17 protein-coding genes, 1 pseudogene and 1 riboswitch are annotated in these 18909 nt (G+C 35.1%); of the genes and pseudogenes, 17 read left to right on the plus strand and 1 reads right to left on the minus strand.

The window, feature by feature from the left end:
* Positions 1-50 precede the first annotated feature (50 nt).
* Together BKP37_RS00115 and BKP37_RS00120 are read left to right on the plus strand one after the other, a co-directional pair.
* Complete coding sequence (locus tag BKP37_RS00115) at positions 51-1211, plus strand: aminotransferase class V-fold PLP-dependent enzyme (protein WP_071307733.1); 1161 nt, start codon at positions 51-53, stop codon at positions 1209-1211.
* Between the two features lie 10 nt (positions 1212-1221).
* Complete coding sequence (locus tag BKP37_RS00120; protein ID WP_071307734.1) at positions 1222-1923, plus strand: DUF554 domain-containing protein; 702 nt, start codon at positions 1222-1224, stop codon at positions 1921-1923.
* A 532-nt stretch (positions 1924-2455) separates the two neighbouring features.
* Here the strand turns inward: BKP37_RS00120 and yyaC are convergent.
* Positions 2456-3079, minus strand: a complete 624-nt coding sequence (gene yyaC, locus BKP37_RS00125; RefSeq protein ID WP_071307735.1) for a spore protease YyaC — start codon at positions 3077-3079, stop codon at positions 2456-2458.
* A gap of 100 nt (positions 3080-3179) precedes the next feature.
* Between yyaC and BKP37_RS00130 the strand changes: the two genes are divergently transcribed.
* The 15 genes and pseudogenes from BKP37_RS00130 (at position 3180) to dnaB (ending at position 18581) form a co-directional block, all read left to right on the plus strand.
* The gene (locus BKP37_RS00130) at positions 3180-4202 is read left to right on the plus strand and encodes a YkvI family membrane protein (protein ID WP_071307736.1); all 1023 of its coding nucleotides are present in this window, start codon (positions 3180-3182) and stop codon (positions 4200-4202) included.
* A 139-nt stretch (positions 4203-4341) separates the two neighbouring features.
* A complete protein-coding gene (locus BKP37_RS00135) occupies positions 4342-4542 on the plus strand; it encodes a DUF951 domain-containing protein (RefSeq protein WP_071307737.1) in 201 nt (66 codons plus the stop codon).
* A 38-nt stretch (positions 4543-4580) separates the two neighbouring features.
* On the plus strand, positions 4581-6575 hold the full coding sequence (locus BKP37_RS00140) for a molybdopterin-dependent oxidoreductase (RefSeq protein ID WP_071307738.1): 1995 nt from the start codon (positions 4581-4583) through the stop codon (positions 6573-6575).
* A gap of 232 nt (positions 6576-6807) precedes the next feature.
* The gene (gene ychF / locus BKP37_RS00145; RefSeq protein WP_071307739.1) at positions 6808-7908 is read left to right on the plus strand and encodes a redox-regulated ATPase YchF; all 1101 of its coding nucleotides are present in this window, start codon (positions 6808-6810) and stop codon (positions 7906-7908) included.
* A 237-nt stretch (positions 7909-8145) separates the two neighbouring features.
* Complete coding sequence (rpsF, locus tag BKP37_RS00150; protein WP_071307740.1) at positions 8146-8433, plus strand: 30S ribosomal protein S6; 288 nt, start codon at positions 8146-8148, stop codon at positions 8431-8433.
* Positions 8434-8463: 30 nt separating this feature from the next.
* Positions 8464-8979: a single-stranded DNA-binding protein gene (gene ssb, locus BKP37_RS00155; protein WP_071307741.1), complete on the plus strand. Its 516-nt coding sequence runs from the start codon at positions 8464-8466 to the stop codon at positions 8977-8979.
* Positions 8980-9065: 86 nt separating this feature from the next.
* On the plus strand, positions 9066-9305 hold the full coding sequence (gene rpsR / locus BKP37_RS00160) for a 30S ribosomal protein S18 (protein WP_238938037.1): 240 nt from the start codon (positions 9066-9068) through the stop codon (positions 9303-9305).
* A gap of 96 nt (positions 9306-9401) precedes the next feature.
* On the plus strand, positions 9402-10424 hold the full coding sequence (locus BKP37_RS00165; RefSeq protein ID WP_071307743.1) for a potassium channel family protein: 1023 nt from the start codon (positions 9402-9404) through the stop codon (positions 10422-10424).
* A 99-nt stretch (positions 10425-10523) separates the two neighbouring features.
* A riboswitch (cyclic di-AMP (ydaO/yuaA leader) is annotated at positions 10524-10671 on the plus strand.
* A 76-nt stretch (positions 10672-10747) separates the two neighbouring features.
* Entirely contained in the window at positions 10748-11404 is a 657-nt protein-coding gene (locus BKP37_RS00170) for a potassium channel family protein (RefSeq protein WP_071307744.1), read from the plus strand.
* Between the two features lies 1 nt (position 11405).
* Positions 11406-12759, plus strand: a pseudogene (locus BKP37_RS00175) (TrkH family potassium uptake protein).
* Positions 12760-12838: 79 nt separating this feature from the next.
* Complete coding sequence (locus BKP37_RS00180) at positions 12839-13495, plus strand: potassium channel family protein (RefSeq protein WP_071307745.1); 657 nt, start codon at positions 12839-12841, stop codon at positions 13493-13495.
* Between the two features lie 289 nt (positions 13496-13784).
* On the plus strand, positions 13785-14720 hold the full coding sequence (locus tag BKP37_RS00185; protein ID WP_071307746.1) for a YybS family protein: 936 nt from the start codon (positions 13785-13787) through the stop codon (positions 14718-14720).
* 15 nt (positions 14721-14735) lie between these two features.
* Entirely contained in the window at positions 14736-16706 is a 1971-nt protein-coding gene (locus BKP37_RS00190) for a DHH family phosphoesterase (protein WP_071307747.1), read from the plus strand.
* On the plus strand, positions 16703-17146 hold the full coding sequence (rplI, locus tag BKP37_RS00195; protein ID WP_071307748.1) for a 50S ribosomal protein L9: 444 nt from the start codon (positions 16703-16705) through the stop codon (positions 17144-17146). Before BKP37_RS00190 ends, rplI begins: the two co-directional genes overlap by 4 nt.
* 70 nt (positions 17147-17216) lie before the next feature.
* The gene (gene dnaB / locus BKP37_RS00200; protein ID WP_071307749.1) at positions 17217-18581 is read left to right on the plus strand and encodes a replicative DNA helicase; all 1365 of its coding nucleotides are present in this window, start codon (positions 17217-17219) and stop codon (positions 18579-18581) included.
* Positions 18582-18909 lie beyond the last annotated feature (328 nt).

Consider the following 18909-nt stretch of genomic DNA (forward strand, 5'->3'; position numbering starts at 1 on the left):
TACTTAGGTACAAAGCCTACGTTTTACAATATGAAAAAGGAGGGGTAAAGGTGACAATCATTTACTTTGATCAGGCAGCTTCTTCATTTCCAAAACCGCCTTCAGTAGCTCTTGCTGTTGCAAAAGCAATAAATGAGTATGGTGCTAATCCAGGAAGAGGAGGGCACCAGTTGGCGAATAAAGCAGCTTCAATCATTTATGAAACAAGAGTGAAAGTTGCAAATCTATTTGGTGAAAGGGATCCGAATAACGTAATTTTTTGTCAAAATACTACTCATGCATTAAATCAAGCTATTAAAGGTTTAGGTTTGAAAAAAGGTGATCACGTAATTTCGACAACGTATGAGCATAATTCAGTAAGACGTCCTTTAGAGTTTTTAAAAAGGGAAGTTGGTATTACGATCACTTATTTAGAAAGTGACCATAACGGAGGTATTGATAAAGAGCAATTACTAAAAGAGATTACTCCTGAAACAAGGTTAGTCGTTTCGAGTCACGGCTCTAATTTAACTGGAGCTATTTTCCCCGTTGAAATGATTGGCTTAGTTTGTTTTGAAAAGGGGATAACATTTTTGGTTGATGCAGCTCAAACTGCCGGGGTTATTCCGATAGATATGGAAAAAATGCATATTGATATGCTAGCCTTCCCAGGCCATAAAGGTTTACTAGGACCACAAGGGACGGGGGGGTTAATTGTAAAAAAAGGTATAGAATTAGTACCACTTATTCATGGTGGTACTGGTAGTCAATCTGAAAGTGAAGATCAACCTAACGAAACTCCATATCGGTATGAAAGTGGTACACTGAATACCCCGGCAATCGCAGGTTTATCAGCGGGAATCGATGAAGTTAATAAAGTAGGACTTGAAAACATCTATAAGCATGAGTCGCGTTTAACGAAATATGCTTTAGATAAATTAGAAACGTTAGAAGGGGTAACGGTGTTCGGTCCGGATAGTCATAAAGAGAGGCTTGCTGTTATACCATTTGTCATAGATGGAACCGATGTTCAAGAGATAGCGATGATTTTTGATCAACACTATCAAGTAGCATTAAGAGCAGGACTACATTGTACACCTTTAGCACATCAGACGTTAGGTACGTTAGCTGGGGGGACATTACGAGCAAGTTTTGGTCTTTACAATACAGTTGAAGAAATCGATAGTTGGATAGAAATGATTAAAGAGATAAAAGAGGGTTTAGTCGGATAGGAGAAAGAAGATGGCTTTATTAGGAACGGTTGTTAATGGTTTGGTTATTATTATTGGTTCTTTAATTGGAACACAACTTAGAAATATTCCTGAGCGTGTAAAAGTAACGGTAATGCAAGCAATAGCTTTAGCTGTCATCATAATTGGAGTTGGAATGGGTTTGAAGAGTGAAAACTTTTTAATTGTGATAGGGAGTTTAGCGATTGGTGCGATTCTAGGAGAACGGTGGGACCTTGAGGATAAATTAAATCGCTTAGGAAAATGGTTGGAAATGAAAACTGGAGCAAAAGAAGAAGGTTCATTTGCGAAAGGTTTTGTTACAGCAACTTTAATTTATGTGGTTGGTGCTATGGCGATTGTAGGTGCACTAGACAGTGGGTTAAGAAATGATCATGCTGTTTTATATACGAAATCGATGCTCGATGGTTTTTCTGCCATATTATTTACGAGTACACTCGGTATCGGAGTGTTGTTTTCAGCGATTCCAGTTATGGTTTATCAAGGGACAATTGCCGTTTTAGCAACTCAAATTGTGCACATGGTTTCACAAGATTTAATGGACATGTTTATTGTAGAAATGACTGCAACTGGTGGGGTAATGATCTTAGCGATAGGGTTAAATATTCTAGGAATAACTAAAATACGAGTTGCAAATCTATTGCCGGCAATTATTGTTGTAGCAATTATTGTAACAATCTTAAACTTTTTTTGAAAATAGATAGTTTTACTTCGATAGTACGTTGTTTGATAACTATGAATTCAGAGAACTCGTTCTAGCTTAGAGGTGGGGGCTATGATCCATAAGTACAAATCAGTTTGATTAATAAATATTAAGTAACCTAATAGGTTACTAGATACTATAACTACTGGTAGATATTTCAGTTTCTAAAACGAATATAAGATAGTAAGAATAAAAAAAGACAACCACTACATATACATGTAGTGAGTTGTCCTTTTTTTATCGCAAGGTAAGAAAGTATAAAATTTTTGAAGTTGAAGGATGTCTAGTTCCAGCTTGTGACCAAGGCGCTTGCGCTTTTCTTGCAGTATCAGAATTTATAAATTTCTAACTTGGAAACTGTCTAGCTTCAGCGCCTACGAGCTCGGTCACTTCAGTCCTTTTCGGAAGCCAAAGAGCGGCTTCTGTCAAAGGCCTTCCAGTGCCTTTCGCTTGTGACCAAGGCGCTTGCGCTTTTCTTGTTTTATTTAATGAAAGAATAACTGTAGAGGTGAATCGTAGTTTACTAATTGTTAGTAAACAAAGATGATTTCCCTTTATCTAAGAATGAACGCTGTCTTTCTTTATTTAATCGTTGGTCGGCAATGACAATACTCTCAGCAATTTTGTTAGCTAATTTAATAACAAAATGTAGGCGTGTGTTTTGAAGAACCATATATTCCATAAATCCTGCAACATTAACAATACCGGTTATGTGAATATCTCCAATTGGTGGTAGTTTTTTATTAACTGCAGCTCCAGGTTTTACTGGACCTTCATCAATTGACATAATTCCAACACTGCTCGAACGTCCTAGGCAAGCATCGATACCGATCACAAATGGGTTATCATGCTTTTCGAAAATTTGAGCAACTTTTTCTTCTAGATTAACTGCGTGAACAGGGTCGTCTAATGTACCGTAAATATAAAAGGAGGTTGTTTTATTTTCTATAAGCTTTGAACCTATTAAAGGGCCTAGTGAATCGCCAGTTGATCTATCAGTCCCAATACATACGATTACAAGATCTCTGTTTGATAGTTTTGGTAGTAAGTTTAGAATTTGATTAGCAAAGTCATGGGCTGCATTTTTTTCATCGATATGAACTCGAAAAGGTAATTGCTTCTTTTTAAAGAAGTTACGTGTAATCATCCTATGCTCTCCCATCTTATTATAGTAGTATACATTATACGAATTTTTTCTCCTTTCTATACATGACTTATAAAATAAACCGCTGAAAGGATGCGTTTTAATGATTAAGGCTGGACTAAAATGGATGTTTTTAATAATAGGAACAATGATTGGCGCAGGATATGCCTCCGGAAGAGAACTGTGGGAGTTTTTTGGCAACGAGAGTGGAGTGGCTATCATTCTATTTACAATTTTATTTAGTATATGCTGTGCTGTAATAATGAGTATATGCTATAGCCAAAAGACGATACATTATATACCTGTATTACAATTGCTCATGGGGAAGAAGTTAACTAGTTTGTATGATTACATGATTATTTTATATTTATTTTCTACCACGGTAATCATGCTTGCTGGAGGAGGGGCAACACTAGAAGTATTAAACTTTCCATATTGGGTTGGAATTATTATTATTGCTGGTTTGTTAGTACTTTTATTTGTTTGGGATACAAAGGGAATTACATCGATGAACTCATTTATCATACCGGTCTTAATTACATTTTTAATTGTTATCTTATTTTCGTTTCAAATGCTAGATGGTTTCTCAATTAATTTTAATATATATGAACAAAGAAATTGGCCAGCCGCCTTTACATTTACTGCATTGAATATATTACCTTTAGTCGCAGTTTTGGCAGGGGTAGGAAAGGAAATAAAAACAAAGGGGGAAGTTTGGATTGCAAGTATAGGTAGTGGAGTGGTACTAGGGGGAATTTCTTTTTTATATAATGAATCACTATTAAAAGTAGCGCACGATATTATGTTTTATGAAATTCCTTTATTTGCAATTTTGAAACACTACCCATATTATATGGTATTAGTTATGTCTTTTCTGTTATGGGTAGCTATCTATACAACAGCGGCATCTGGGGTTTTCGGGTTAACAACAAGGTTTAGAAAATATGTTTCAGTTCCACTATGGACCCTTGCATTTTTGATCCTATTAACAATGATTCCTTTAACAACGATTGGTTTTTCTACGTTAATAGCAGTGTTATATCCACTTTATGGAATATTAAATTTATATATATTAGCAGCGATTCTTCTTTACCCAATTGTAAAAAAATATTCCAATGTTACCTAATTATAGGAGAACACGTAGTGTGTTCTCCTATTTGCCTTTACTAAATAGTAATGTAGAAATATAAATAGTATTGTATAATGACGAATAGATTATAATGCTTAAAGGATAGATTTTGTTAAGAATGGAGTGAGGGTGTTAAATGGAGAATCAAAAACAATTTGGGCTTAATGATGTTGTTGAGATGAAGAAGCCTCATCCTTGTGGAGAAAATCGATGGAAAATTATTCGATTAGGGATGGATATTCGAATAAAGTGTTTAGGCTGTGATCACAGTGTATTAATACCAAGAAAAGAGTTTACAAGGAAGTTAAAAAAGATTTTAGAAAAGCATTCTGAATAATAGTATTTTAAGAAATAATTTAGTTGGGAGAGGTTACATTGAAGGAGACACACATATCGGCCTGTCCCCTTAATTGTTGGGATGCATGTAGTTTTCGTGTTACGGTAGAAAATAACCTTGTTGTTAAAGTCGATGGAAATAAAGACCATCCAATTACAAAAGGGAAAATTTGTAGTAGAGGAAGGATGTTAGAAGCACGAACGAACTCTCCTTTGCGACTAACAAAACCGTTGAAAAAAGAGTTGGGTAAGTTTAAAGAAATTTCTTGGCAACAAGCCTTGGATGAAATAGCAGGAAAATTATACTCCATCAAAGAAACTTATGGGCCAACAGCTGTCCTTCATAGTCACGATTACTCAAACAATGGGCTACTAAAAAATTTAGATCAACGATTTTTTACTTGTTTTGGTGGTTTAACCGAAGTAGTCGGTAGTTTATGCTGGGGAGCTGGGATCGAGGCGCAAACTTGGGATTTTGGCAATTGCGAAAGTCATGCTCCAGAAGATTTATTTAATAGTAAACATGTGATTATTTGGGGAAGAAATGCAGCAAGTACAAATATTCACCTGTTTGCTCATTTGTTAGAAGCAAAAAAAAGAGGAATTCATATAACGGTTATTGATCCGTTATTCCATAAAACAGCTCAAATTGCTAATACGTATATTTCGGTACGTCCAGGCATGGATGGATTATTAGCAATTGGAATTATAAAAGAGTTACAAAGGTTAAATGTTCTAAATAGGAGCTTTATAGAAAATTATTCATATGGGTTTAACGACCTTATGAAAACACTAGACGAATATTCTTTAGATGAAATTGTTGAAGAAACATCAGTGAAGAAGGATATGATTACGTTACTAGCTAAACAATACTCTAAAGGCCCTACATCAACATATTTAGGTTTAGGCTTACAAAGATATGCAAATGGTGGACATACAGTTAGATTAATAGATGCATTAGTAGCAGTAAGTGGAAACATTGGGATTTCTGGTGGTGGTGCTAATTATGCAAACCTTAGTGTCGGGCAATCCTTTTCATTGGATGCTTTAACTTTAGCTGACAAAAAAATAGAAAAACGAACGTTTACAAGAATGAATCAAGCCGAGAAAATCTTGTCTAATGAAGGTGTACCAATTCGTATGGCTTTTGTTACAAGAGGAAATCCGGTGACACAATTACCGGACACCAATCGAGTAGAGAAAGCTTTTTTATCCATTGATACAATTGTGGTCATTGATCAGTATATGACAGATACAGCGGAGTTTGCTGATTATGTTTTACCGTGTACAACTGTCTTTGAAGAAGAGGATATTTATTATGCATCGATGTATCATAGCTATGTCAATTATGGACCGAAGCTCGTTTCACCAAAAGGAGAATCAAAGTCTGATCGTTGGATTTGGACAGAGTTAGCTAATCGGTTAGGTTTCGGTAAAGATTTTGCTTATAGTAATGATGAGTTTTTATCTACCGGTTTAAAATCTCTCGTTAAAGAAGGGATTACTTTAGAGCGAATAAAAAAAGAAGGATTTATAAAGCTACCAATTCCGAACGTGCCATGGAAGGATTTTCGCTTTAAAACACCAAGTGGAAAATATGAGTTTACCTCTAATACGGGTACTAGGGAAGGTTATGACGGTAGGTTAACTTTCCAATATCCATTAGAAGTTGAAAAAGAAAAGCACCCTTACCATTTAGTATCAAAACATCCCTCGAGATCGAATCATTCTCAACATTTTCATCTTCTTAATGACGAGAAAGTAGTCGTTGAAATATCTGAAGTGATCGCTAATGAACATGTGTTAAAAGATGGAGAAAAGGTTATCGTATTTAATGACAGGGGACAAATTGAAGGGTTTGTAAAAATAACACCAAATTCTCATAGAGATACAATTAATATTGATGAAGGAAGATGGAAGTCATTAGGTGGTACGGTTAATATTCTGACAAATTCAGGTCAATCACAAATTGGACTAGGCGGTATTCAATATGACTGTTTGGTAAGTTTGAGAAAAGTTGATTCGATAACTTAATTGATAAAATTTTTCTTGATTTTATCATAATCTAGAAAACAATGACGACTATGGGAAAACAAGCTTAACAAAGCTTGTTTTTTCCCTTTGTAATCAATATAATTGTGAGGTTGAGAAAATTCTTTTTATTTTAGGAAAAAGTGAAAATTAAGAAGTATTCGATGAGGTAATAATAAATTGTCAATTTTGCAGCACAGTTTTTATTAATTTTATAAAGGAAGTGTACTAGAAGATGGCTTTAACAACTGGAATTGTTGGTTTACCTAATGTAGGTAAATCTACATTATTTAATGCAATAACTCAAGCGGGTATTGAATCGGCAAACTATCCATTTTGTACAATTGATCCAAACGTTGGAATTGTTGAGGTACCAGATCATCGATTAACAAAGTTAACAGAACTTGTTCAACCGAAGAAAGTGGTGCCGACAGCATTTGAATTTACGGATATAGCAGGGATTGTAGAAGGAGCAAGTAAGGGAGAAGGACTCGGAAATAAATTTTTATCACACATTCGTCAAGTAGATGCAATCTCTCATGTTGTTCGTTGTTTTGAAGATGAAAATATTACTCATGTGTCAGGAAGTGTTGATCCAATTCGTGACATTGAAGTTATTAATCTTGAATTAATTCTGGCTGATTTAGAATCAGTGGATAAGCGTATTAGTCGCGTTGAAAAGTTAATGAAGCAAAAAGATAAAGATGCAATGGCAGAGTACGATATTTTAATATTATTGAAAGAAGCATTTGAAAATGAAAAGCCAGCTCGAAGTGTTGATTTAACTGATGAACAGAAAAAAATTGTACAAGGCATGCACTTGTTAACAATGAAGCCTGTATTGTATGTAGCTAATGTAAACGAAGACGGTTTGTTAGATGCAGACGATAATCCATTAGTTCAAAAAGTTAGAGATTTTGCAGCTGGTGAAAATGCTGAGGTAATCGTAGTTTGTGCAAAAATTGAAGAAGAAATTTCTGAACTAGATGCTGATGAAAAAGCCATGTTCCTTGAAGAGTTGGGGATTAAGGAATCTGGTTTAGATCAGTTAATAAAAGCTGCGTATCACTTATTAGGTTTATCAACCTATTTTACAGCTGGTGTTCAAGAAGTTCGTGCATGGACAATCCGTCAAGGAACGAAAGCGCCACAAGCTGCTGGAGTTATTCATTCTGACTTTGAACGTGGATTTATTCGAGCTGAAGTGGTAGCCTATGATGATTTAGTTGAAGCGGGTTCGCATGCAGTTGCTAAGGAAAAAGGAAAAGTTAGACTTGAAGGTAAAGAATATGTCGTAGCTGATGGTGATGTCATTCACTTTAGATTTAACGTTTAAGTTCGAATAGAGTTTAGATGGTGAAAAAAAGTTATTAAAATTTTTCTTCTTAATAAACAGAGGGGAAATCTAATACAATAATATGCTATTTTGTTTAATGGAGAAGAGGCTTGTTTTGTAGTGGGGTTTCTGCTATAATCGATAAATGCGAGTAAATGACTTTATGAAATGTTATTACTTGCCCCTTGCTCCTCGGAAATATGAGGGGCCGTTAGACCAAAAGGAGGTGACGTACAAATGCGTAAATATGAAATCATGTACATTATTCGTCCAAACTTGGAAGAGTCTGCAATGAAAGAAGTTATCGAACGTTTCAACAACGTTTTAACTGATAATGGTGCTACTCTTGATAAGGTGGAAGAAATGGGTAAGCGTCGTTTAGCATATGAGATTGAAGACTTCCGTGAAGGCTTCTATGTATTACTAAACGTAACTGCTGAGCCAACAGCAATCGCAGAATTCGATCGTTTAACAAAAATTAACGAAGATGTAATTCGCGTACTTATTACAAAAGACGAAGAATAATAGAACTAGTGGAAATGGGGAGGGGTTCTGATGCTTAATCGTGTCGTTCTAGTAGGCCGTCTAACAAGAGATCCGGAACTCAGATATACGCCAAACGGAATCGCGGTAGCAAGTATTACACTTGCTGTTAATCGACCGTTTTCAAACCAACAAGGCAATCGAGAGGCTGACTTTATTAACGTAGTAATTTGGCGCAAACAAGCAGAAAATGTTGCTAACTATTTACGTAAGGGAAGTTTAGCTGGAATTGACGGTCGACTGCAAACTCGTAATTATGAAAACAACGAAGGTAAGAAAGTTTTCATTATGGAAGTTGTCGCAGACACTGTTCAATTTTTAGAATCAAAAGGTTCTGGTGGTGCGAGTGGTTCTTCTGGATCTGGTGGAAACCAAGGTGGTGGAGACTATTATGGTGCTCCGAATCAAGGTGGATATCCGAATAATAACCAGAATCAAAATCAAGGGCGTAGTCAGTCATTTTCTGATGATCCATTTGCTAGTGATGGCAAGCCAATTGACATCTCAGATGATGATTTACCATTTTAGATCATTGGCTTTCTAAATAAACTATTTAGGGATAACCCTTTGAGCGAATATAAAATTTCTAAGTAAAGGAGGTTTTTTGAATGGCAATGGGAGGACGTCGTGGTGGCCGTGGTGCGAAACGCCGTAAAGTATGTTACTTTACTGTAAATAAAATCACGAAAATCGACTATAAAAACGTAGAATTACTTAAGCGTTTCGTTTCTGAGCGTGGTAAAATCTTACCTCGTCGTGTAACGGGAACTTCAGCTAAGTACCAACGTCAATTAACAACTGCAATTAAGCGTGCACGTCAAATCGCTTTATTACCGTATGTTAGTGGTGAATAATATATGATGAAAAGGCACAGTAGAATGAACTCTACTGTGCCTTTTTTATATTTAAAGGAGCAAAAGGGAATAATTCTAAAGAGGGGGAGAAAGTCCATGTTAATGATTTTTGAACTAATGAAGGTTGTTGTGAAAATTAGAAAGGTAACACTACTATTAGTGACGATTATTTTTTTAGTATTTAGTTCTTTTTTTATTTGGTGGCTAGAACCTGAAACATTTCCAACCCCTTTTATTGCATTTTGGTATGTAATGACAACAGTAACTACGACAGGTTATGGAGATTTTGTACCTCAAACTACACAAGGAAGACTTTTTGGATTATTCTTATACTTTTTTGGCATTGGGTTAATTGGCATTGTAATTAGTAAGATTGCTGAAGGATTTAGTGTATATCGGAAGTTGAAGGAGGAAGGTAAATTGACCTTTAAGGGGAAAGGACATTATGTAATTATCGGTTGGTCAAATAAAGCTAACCATGCCATAAAAGAAATTAAACAAATTGATGAAAAGGCAACCTTTGTTTTAATTGATTATGCAAAAAAATCTCCTTTTGATGATGAGAGTGTATTCTTTGTTCAAGGAGATGCAACAGAAAAGCAAACGTTAGAAAAAGCTAATATTCGCGATGCAAAATCTGTATTAATCTTTTCTAGAGCAAATGAACTAGATCCAATCGCGGCCGATGGAAAGTCTTTAATAATTGTATCTTCAATTGAGAGTTACGCAGCTGAAATTAACAAAGAAATTTATACAATAGTAGAAATTTTAAAAGAAAAGCATATCCAAAATTTTGAGCATGCCAATGTTGATGAGTTTATTTTAGCTGATGAAGCACTTTCAGATCTTATGGCTAAATCGGCTGTTCATAAAGGGTCTGGAAAGCTCATCATGAAGCTTTTAAGTAGTAAAACCGGTATAGATTTGTGGAAAATAAATAAACGGCCTTATTGGAAGACGTATAATGATGCTTATGAGGATTTAAAGAAAGAAGGTGCAAATTTACTTGCAGACCGTAATGATTTTAGTATATTAACGAAGCTAGAAGAAATGATACCAGCCGATGCTGAGTTTTTTATTATTTGTAGTAAAGATACATATCAAAAGGTTATTCAATAATTAATGAGGGCTGGGCGAAATTGAAAACTGTTTTAGATTACTATTACTAAAAAATGTATTGACAAAAAGTAAGGTGAGGAGTAAATTTACATATCATAAACCTATAAGTCGCTGAATCAAATTTTGAGCGGGGGAACCATTTAACAGTCAGTTCATGACTTTTTGGGGTGAATCTTACCTTGTAAGAAGGGATACTTCTTAGTCCCTAATCCGGCAGCTAACCTCGTAAGCGTTTGAAGAAGAAGGGTCAAATAGATTCACTATTGATCATTCTTTGTAATGGTCTTTTTTGTTTTATGAAAATTGAATAAAGGAGTTTTACTATGAAAAAGCAATTTGCAGTGATTGGCCTAGGTCGTTTTGGTGGGAGTGTGTGTAAAGAATTATATACAATGGGCCATGAAGTTCTTGCTATTGATGTAAATGAAGAAAGAGTTAATAATTATGCACATACGTCAACACATGCGGTTGTTGCAAATGGTACCGATGAAAATGCTTTAACTTCATTAGGTATTAGAAATTTTGAACATGTCATTGTAGCAATCGGCGATAATATTCAAGCGAGTATTTTATGTACGTTACTTTTAAAAGAACTAAAAGTTAAGCAAGTTTGGGTAAAGGCTCAAAACCAATATCATCATAAAGTCGTTGAGAAAATTGGTGCTGACCGTATTATTCACCCAGAACATGACATGGGTGTTAGAGTAGCTCATTATTTAGTTTCTGAAAAGATTATTGACTATATTGAACTGTCACCTGAATACAGCATCGTTGAATTGATGGCAACTGAAAAGGTTTCAAAACGAACAATTGCCCAACTTAATATTCGAGCAAAATTTGGCTGTACCATATTAGGTTTAAAAAGAGGGGAGGAGGTTATCGTTTCGCCTACTCCTGATCAAATGATCATTGAAAAAGATATTATTATTATAGTAGGGGAAAATAATGATTTAAAACGTTTTGAAGAAGACGGTCTATAAAATGTTTACTCATAAAAAGGGATTAAACATACGACTTACTTCTGTACAGATGATTGTTTTGTTTTACCTCGGGGCTGTTTTCACCGCTACAATCTTATTTAGTTTACCTATTGTTCAAAAAAAAGGGGTAGAGTTAAGTCTTCTGGATACGATATTTACTGCTGTTAGTGCAGTTAGTGTGACTGGTTTAACCGTTGTTTCAACAGTAGAAACGTTTAGTGTTCCTGGAACGTTCATTTTGGCGTTTGTTCTCCAATTTGGTGGCATTGGTATTATGACTCTTGGAACATTTATTTGGCTCATTCTGGGGAAAAGGATTGGGTTAAGGGAACGTCACTTAATTATGACCGACCAAAATAGGGCAACATTTTAGGGTTAGTAATATTAATGAAAGAAATTTTAAAACTAATTTTATTCATTGAATTAATTGGTACAACTATATTAGGGTTATATTACCTCACTTATTTTTCAACTTGGCAAGAAGCTTTTCTCCAAGGTTTTTTTGCATCAGTGAGTGCTACAACAAATGCTGGGTTTGACATTACTGGGGAATCTTTAATTCCATTCGCTAACGATTATTTTGTTCAAACCGTCAATATTGTTCTACTCATTCTTGGTGCTATTGGTTTTCCAGTATTAGTTGAAGTAAAGGGTTTATTAAGGTAAAAAGAAATAAAGAAAAGTTTCGTTTTTCATTATTCACTAAAATAACGACGATTACTTTTTTTAGTTTAATATTTTTCGGTATGTTTTTTATATTAATTTTTGATTGGTCAAATTTTTTATTAGATAAATCATGGCATGAAAAGTTTTTTTATTCTCTTTTTCAATCTGTTACGACTAGAAATGGTGGATTAGTGACTATGGATATTAATGAATATTCCGTTGCGACACAGCTTATGTTAAGTTTCCTCATGTTTGTAGGAGCTTCTCCAAGTAGTGTAGGTGGTGGAATTCGTACAACGACTTTTGCTATTATATTGTTAGCTATATTTTCTTTCGCTCGTGGAAAACAATCCGTAAAAGTATTTCATAGAGAACTAGATCAAGAGGACATCTTAAAATCGTTTGTAGTCATTTGTGTTGCTACTTTAATTTGTGGGCTATCAATAATTATTTTAGCTGCATATGAACCGTTTCCGTTAATGCACATTATTTTTGAAGTTACTTCAGCGTTTGGAACAACAGGGTTATCAATGGGAATTAATCCTGAACTAAGTGTTCTTGGAAAACAAGTCATTATTATACTGATGTTTATTGGTAGAATTGGTATTTTCTCATTTTTATTTATCATGAGAGGAGCAGAAACTACTGAGCATTATCATTACCCTAAGGAAAAAGTAATTATTGGGTAAAAACATTTAGATTTTTTATAAAACGTAATTATGTTTAAAATAAGAGAGACAATAAAAAGTATGGATTGGATTGATCTAAGTGAAAAAACAGTTTGCAGTGATTGGTTTAGGGAGATTCGGAGGAAGTGTATGTAAAGAGCTTTATTCGATGGGGCACGAAGTACTAGCTATTGATACAAATGAAGACAAAGTTAACGAATTTGCTAATTATTCAACACATGCTGTTATAGCTAATGTGACGGATGAGAATACATTACTATCTCTGGGAATTAGAAACTTTGAACATGTTATAGTAGCTATTGGTGATAATATTCAAGCTAGTATTCTTTGCACACTACTTCTTAAAGAGTTAAATGTAAGTCAAGTATGGGTAAAAGCACAAAACAACTACCACCATAAAGTTCTTGAAAAAATAGGTGCAGACCGAATTATCCATCCCGAACACGATATGGGTGTAAGAATAGCTCATTATTTAGTATCGGAGAAAATTATAGATTATATTGAGCTCTCCCCTGACTACAGTATAATGGAGCTAATAGCATCAAATAAAGTAGCAAATCGTACCATATTTGAATTAGATATTCGTGCTAAATATGGGTGTACAATATTAGGGATTAAGCGTGGGGAAGAAGTTATTATCACTCCTTTTCCTGATGAGCTCATTTTAGATAAAGATATTTTAATACTAATAGGCCATAACAATGATTTAAAACGTTTTGAAGATGAGAGTTTATAATCGTATGTTACAATCAATTTATACTATTTTTTACTTTTTACAGGCTAAGTTAGTGAAAATCATTGAGGGTTGTTTATATTATAAGGTGATAGGGGAAGATGCTAGTAACATACCTTAGTTATACCAAAAATTTCATTAACAAGTCACACATTAATGTAGTTCGTTACTATATAATATTTTTCATATCTTTAACAAATAGAAAGACTTCAAGGTTAAGGGAAATATTTGAGGTTAAAGAAAATTGATTTTAGATAAATAATTTAGTATTAGAGAAAAGAGGGAAATAAGATTGAAAAATACTAAGGTAATGACTGAAGGAGCGATATTTGCAGCAATATTTGCATTAATAGCTTTTACGACAGTCATTTTGCCAATACTGGGTTCTATTTTAATTTGGATACTACCACTACCATTTATTATTTATACCTTACGAAATGGATGGAAACCTGGCTTACTGTTATTTTTTGTAGCTTCATTTGTTTCATTTATTATCGGAGGACCATTATTAATTTTTAGTGCTATCTTTTTTGGAAGTGGTGGGCTAGTAGTTGGGGAATTATTTAGAAGAAAAAAGTCTGCCTTTACTGTCTTATTAGGAGGTAGTTTAGCGTATATCGTTAATCTGCTTTTTTATTTCATTTTAAGTATCCTTATATTTGATATTCATCCAGTGAGAGCAACTCAAGAGTTAATGATTGAATCAATCAATGCTGCCGAAGCAATGTTACTTGCATTGGGACAAGATCCAAGTGCACAGCTTGCTCATCTTGTCGACTTTACTAATCAGCTTATCGTTTTAGCGCCATCTATTATTATTTCAACTGGGGCTTTTTACGCTTTATTTATCCAACTTATTTCATATGCAGTATTAAAAAGAATCGGTATGAAAGTACCTAAGTTTAAACCATTTAGAGAATGGTCATTTCCGAAGTCATTTTTATGGTATTATCTAGTTGCTTCTATTTTAATGATTATTGGCTTACAAGAAGGGACCGCTCTTCATATTGTCATGTGGAATCTATTTCCCTTACTAGAAATTGTCATGACAATTCAAGGGTTAGCAGTCGTATTTTACTACTGTTATGCCAAGCGGTTAAATAAATCAATTCCTATCATAATTATAATTATTACGATTATAGCCCCATTTCTTCTTTATATATATAGAATTTTAGGTATAATTGATTTAGGATTCGAACTTCGAAAAAGAATGAAAAACTCGAAATGAGTAGGAGTTGAAATTATGCCAGAGTTCTTATTTAAACGGTGGCATGGATATCATGTCATCGCCTTGTTTGCTGTGGCAGCCATTTTTATTGGAATATTAACGTTATATCAATGGATTTTTGGCCTAGTCGGCTTTTTATGTCTAGGGGTCGTACTTATTTATACTATTCAAGCGAAAAATTCTTTTGTTAAGGATTTAGATAAATATATTTCTACACTGTCGTATCGAGTTAATAAGGCAGGAGAGGAAGCGGTTACAAAGATGCCGGTCGGTATGCTTCTCTACAATGAAGACAAAATAATCCAATGGGTAAATCCTATGGTTACTTCATTTATAGAAGAGGAATGCATTGGTCAACCAATCACTAAAATTGATGAAGATTTATATAATGTTCTTGACAGTGACGAAAAAGAGACTTCCATTCAAATTGGCGAAAATGTTTTTAGAGCCCTCATAAAGAGAGATGAACGGCTGATCTACTTTTTTGATATAACAGAAGAAACTTATGTGAAAAAGCTGTACGAAAAGGAACAAACTGTTATTGCTATTATTTACTTAGACAATTATGATGAAGTAACACAAGGTATGGAAGACCAAATTCGAAGTAAGTTAATGAGTCAAGTTACATCTACTTTAAATAATTGGTCAAAGGAACACGGTGTCTTTCTAAGAAGGACGTCTTCGGATCGTTTTTTAGCTATATTCCGCCAAGAAGTTCTCGAAAAACTTGAAGAAACAAGATTTGATTTACTTGATGAGGTAAGAGAAGCTACTTCTAGCGAGAAAATACCTATTACACTAAGTATTGGAGTAGGTAGTGGGCAAGGAACATTCCAAGAGCTTGGATTACTTGCTCAATCAAGTTTAGATTTGGCACTAGGACGTGGTGGTGACCAAGTAGCTATTAAACAAAAAAACGGTAAGGTTCGTTTTTATGGTGGAAAGTCAAATGCTGTAGAGAAACGAACTAGGGTTAGAGCACGTGTTATTTCCCACGCAATTCGTGACTTCATTTTAGAAAGTGACCGTGTCATGATTATGGGGCATAAAAATCCTGATATGGATGCGGTAGGTTCAGCTATAGGTGTACTAAAATTAGCGCAACTAAATGGTAAAGAAGGATATATTATTTTAGATCCTGACAATATTAGTAGGGACGTAAGGAAGTTAATGGAGGAAGTAGAGAGACATGATCGCTTATGGGCGCATTTTATTACTCCTACAGAAGCTTTAGAAGAGGTAACGAATGATACTCTTTTAGTTATAGTTGATACACATAAGCCTTCGTTAGTGATTGAGCCGAAAGTCTTGGAAAAAATTGATCGTGTAATTGTGATAGATCATCACCGCCGTGGTGAAGAATTTATTGAAGATTCGGTATTAGTCTATATGGAGCCTTATGCGTCATCAACAGCTGAGTTAGTGACAGAACTTCTTGAATACCAGCCTAAACAAACAAAACTCGATTTGTTAGAAGCAACTTCGTTATTAGCAGGAATTATTGTTGATACGAAAAGTTTCGCAGTTAGAACAGGGTCTAGAACATTTGATGCAGCGTCCTATTTAAGATCACAAGGAGCAGACACTGCTTTAGTTCAAAACCTTCTTAAACAAGACTTAGATCAGTATATTACACGATCTCGTCTTATTGAAAATGCGCATATTTACCGTAATGGTGTTGCGATAGCTAAAGGAAGTCCGGATAAAGTATGTAGTCAAGTACTAATTGCACAAGCTGCAGATACGCTACTTTCAATGAATGGTATCGTGGCTTCGTTTGTTATTTCAAAACGAAAAGATGATGCGATCGGTATTAGTGCTAGATCATTAGGCGCCGTTAATGTGCAATTAATTATGGAAATGCTAGATGGTGGCGGTCATTTATCAAACGCTGCAACACAACTTGAAGGCATTTCAGTAGATGAAGCGGAAGAATTATTAAAAGAAAAAATAGATCAATACTTTGAAGGGGGAAAAGAATCATGAAAGTAATTTTTCTTCAAGATGTAAAAGGTAAAGGAAAAAAAGGTGAAATCAAAAATGTTTCGGAAGGATATGCAAGAAACTATTTACTTCCCAATAAACTAGCTTCTGAAGCAACTTCAGGAAACTTAAAAACGTTAGAAGTGAAAAAGCAAGGCGAGGAAAAGCGTGCAGAAGAAAAGTTAAATGAAGCAAAAGCCTATAAAGATGAATTAGAGAAACTTACGGTAGAAATTAAAGCAAAATCTGGTGAAGGTGGCCGTCTTTTCGGAGCTGTCACAAGTAAACAAATTGCTGATACACTTGGTAAAATGAAAAAGAAAGTAGATAAACGTAAAATCGAATTAGATGAACCAATTCGTGCACTAGGTTATACCAATGTTCCGGTTAAATTACACCCAGAAGTAACAGCAACAATTAAAGTACATGTAATTGAAGGATAATGTAATAAAGTAACGGTATCACTTTTCAATCATTCTAGATCTTACATTAAAAAGGGTAGGTGGAACCATCATGAGTGAATTATTTGCTGACCGCACTCCGCCGCAAAACGTTGAAGCAGAACAAGCTGTTCTAGGAGCAATATTTTTAGAACCGGAGGCACTAGTCACAGCATCAGAGCGATTAACATCAGAAGACTTTTACCGTGCAGCACATCAGCGAATTTACAGTGTGATGATAAACTTAGCTGAAAGAGGAGAGCCTGTTGATCTTGTCACTGTTACAGCAGAACTTCAAGATAGAAAGTGGCTAGAAGAAATTGGTGGAGTATCTTATTTAAGTGATCTAGCAGGTAGTGTACCTACAGCTGCAAATGTTGAGTACTATAGTAAAATTGTCGAAGAAAAGTCTATATTAAGACGTTTAATTCGTGTTGCCACTACAATTGCAGCTGAAGGTTATGCTGAAGAAGAAGAAGTTGATGCAATATTAAATGAAGCAGAGAAAACAATTTTAGAAGTTTCACATAAAAAGAATACGAGTGCGTTTATTTCAATTAAGGACGTGCTCGTTGAAGCGTATGATAATATTGAGCAACTTCAGCATCGAACAGGTGATATCACAGGGATCCCAACAGGATTTTCTGAACTTGATAGAATGACAGCTGGTTTTCAACGAAATGACTTAATCATTGTTGCAGCGAGACCTTCTGTAGGTAAGACTGCCTTTGCTTTAAACATAGCACAAAATGTAGCGACAAAAACCGATGAAAATGTAGCTATTTTTAGTTTAGAGATGGGAGCATCTCAGCTTGTTATGAGGATGATTTGTGCAGAGGGAAATATCGACGCACAGCGACTACGTACAGGATCTCTTCTAGAAGAAGACTGGACTAAGTTGACAATGGCAATGGGAAGTCTTTCTAAAGCAGGTATTTATATTGATGACACTCCTGGTGTTAAAGTAAACGATATCCGTGCAAAGTGCCGAAGATTAAAACAGGAAAAAGGTTTAGGGATGATTTTGATCGACTACCTACAACTTATTCGAGGAGATGGTAGAAGTGGTGAAAATCGTCAACAGGAAGTTTCTGAGATTTCCAGAACGTTAAAAGCAATTGCGAGGGAATTAGAAGTTCCTGTTATTGCTCTTTCGCAGCTTTCCCGTGGAGTTGAATCACGTCAAGATAAGCGTCCGATGATGTCAGATATTCGTGAATCGGGAAGTATTGAGCAGGATGCCGACATCGTAGCATTCCTTTATCGTGATGATTACTATGATAAAGAATCGGAGAACAAGGATATTATTGAAATTATTATTGCCAAGCAAAGGAATGGTCCAGTAGGCACGGTCGAACTAGCTTTTGTGAAAGAGTATAATAAATTCGTTAACTTAGAACGGCGTTTCGATGACAATAACATCCCAGCAGGAGCCTAGCCACTGACTTCAATCACATCGTGGACGGCTCTATAGAAAAGTGTAAGTGCCTTGTTCATGGACGTAAATAGCTAGACTGAGTCGAGTGAGATAAAGGAGAGTCGAAAGACGTTAGGCTTTCGTTCTCGACTTATCGTAGACGAGGTGAGGGAAGCTCTCTAGTCGATAGGCACTGAAGCTAGACAGCATAGAAAAGCTTCGTGTAGCTATGTGACGACGAAGTTTGATACAGCGTTATACGAGTAGGTTAAATAGCATATTTTGCAGTCCCCTCCAGTATATTCTAGAGGGGACATCTTGTGTTTATACGAGGGAGTATGTAAAATAG

The sequence above is a fragment of the Anaerobacillus alkalilacustris genome, assembly GCF_001866005.1.
Taxonomy (GTDB): Bacteria; Bacillota; Bacilli; order Bacillales; family Anaerobacillaceae; genus Anaerobacillus; species Anaerobacillus alkalilacustris.

What these genes read in the sequence shown, in the direction of transcription:
- BKP37_RS00170 (WP_071307744.1), top strand. Translation starts at nt 10,748, where the DNA reads ATGAAAAAGCAATTTGCAGTGATTGGCCTAGGTCGTTTTGGTGGGAGT.
- ychF (WP_071307739.1), top strand. Translation starts at nt 6,808, where the DNA reads ATGGCTTTAACAACTGGAATTGTTGGTTTACCTAATGTAGGTAAATCT.
- dnaB (WP_071307749.1), top strand. Translation starts at nt 17,217, where the DNA reads ATGAGTGAATTATTTGCTGACCGCACTCCGCCGCAAAACGTTGAAGCA.
- rplI (WP_071307748.1), top strand. Translation starts at nt 16,703, where the DNA reads ATGAAAGTAATTTTTCTTCAAGATGTAAAAGGTAAAGGAAAAAAAGGT.
- BKP37_RS00190 (WP_071307747.1), top strand. Translation starts at nt 14,736, where the DNA reads ATGCCAGAGTTCTTATTTAAACGGTGGCATGGATATCATGTCATCGCC.
- yyaC (WP_071307735.1), bottom strand. Translation starts at nt 3,079, where the DNA reads ATGATTACACGTAACTTCTTTAAAAAGAAGCAATTACCTTTTCGAGTT.
- BKP37_RS00130 (WP_071307736.1), top strand. Translation starts at nt 3,180, where the DNA reads ATGATTAAGGCTGGACTAAAATGGATGTTTTTAATAATAGGAACAATG.
- rpsR (WP_238938037.1), top strand. Translation starts at nt 9,066, where the DNA reads ATGGGAGGACGTCGTGGTGGCCGTGGTGCGAAACGCCGTAAAGTATGT.
- BKP37_RS00165 (WP_071307743.1), top strand. Translation starts at nt 9,402, where the DNA reads ATGTTAATGATTTTTGAACTAATGAAGGTTGTTGTGAAAATTAGAAAG.
- ssb (WP_071307741.1), top strand. Translation starts at nt 8,464, where the DNA reads ATGCTTAATCGTGTCGTTCTAGTAGGCCGTCTAACAAGAGATCCGGAA.
- BKP37_RS00135 (WP_071307737.1), top strand. Translation starts at nt 4,342, where the DNA reads ATGGAGAATCAAAAACAATTTGGGCTTAATGATGTTGTTGAGATGAAG.
- rpsF (WP_071307740.1), top strand. Translation starts at nt 8,146, where the DNA reads ATGCGTAAATATGAAATCATGTACATTATTCGTCCAAACTTGGAAGAG.
- BKP37_RS00120 (WP_071307734.1), top strand. Translation starts at nt 1,222, where the DNA reads ATGGCTTTATTAGGAACGGTTGTTAATGGTTTGGTTATTATTATTGGT.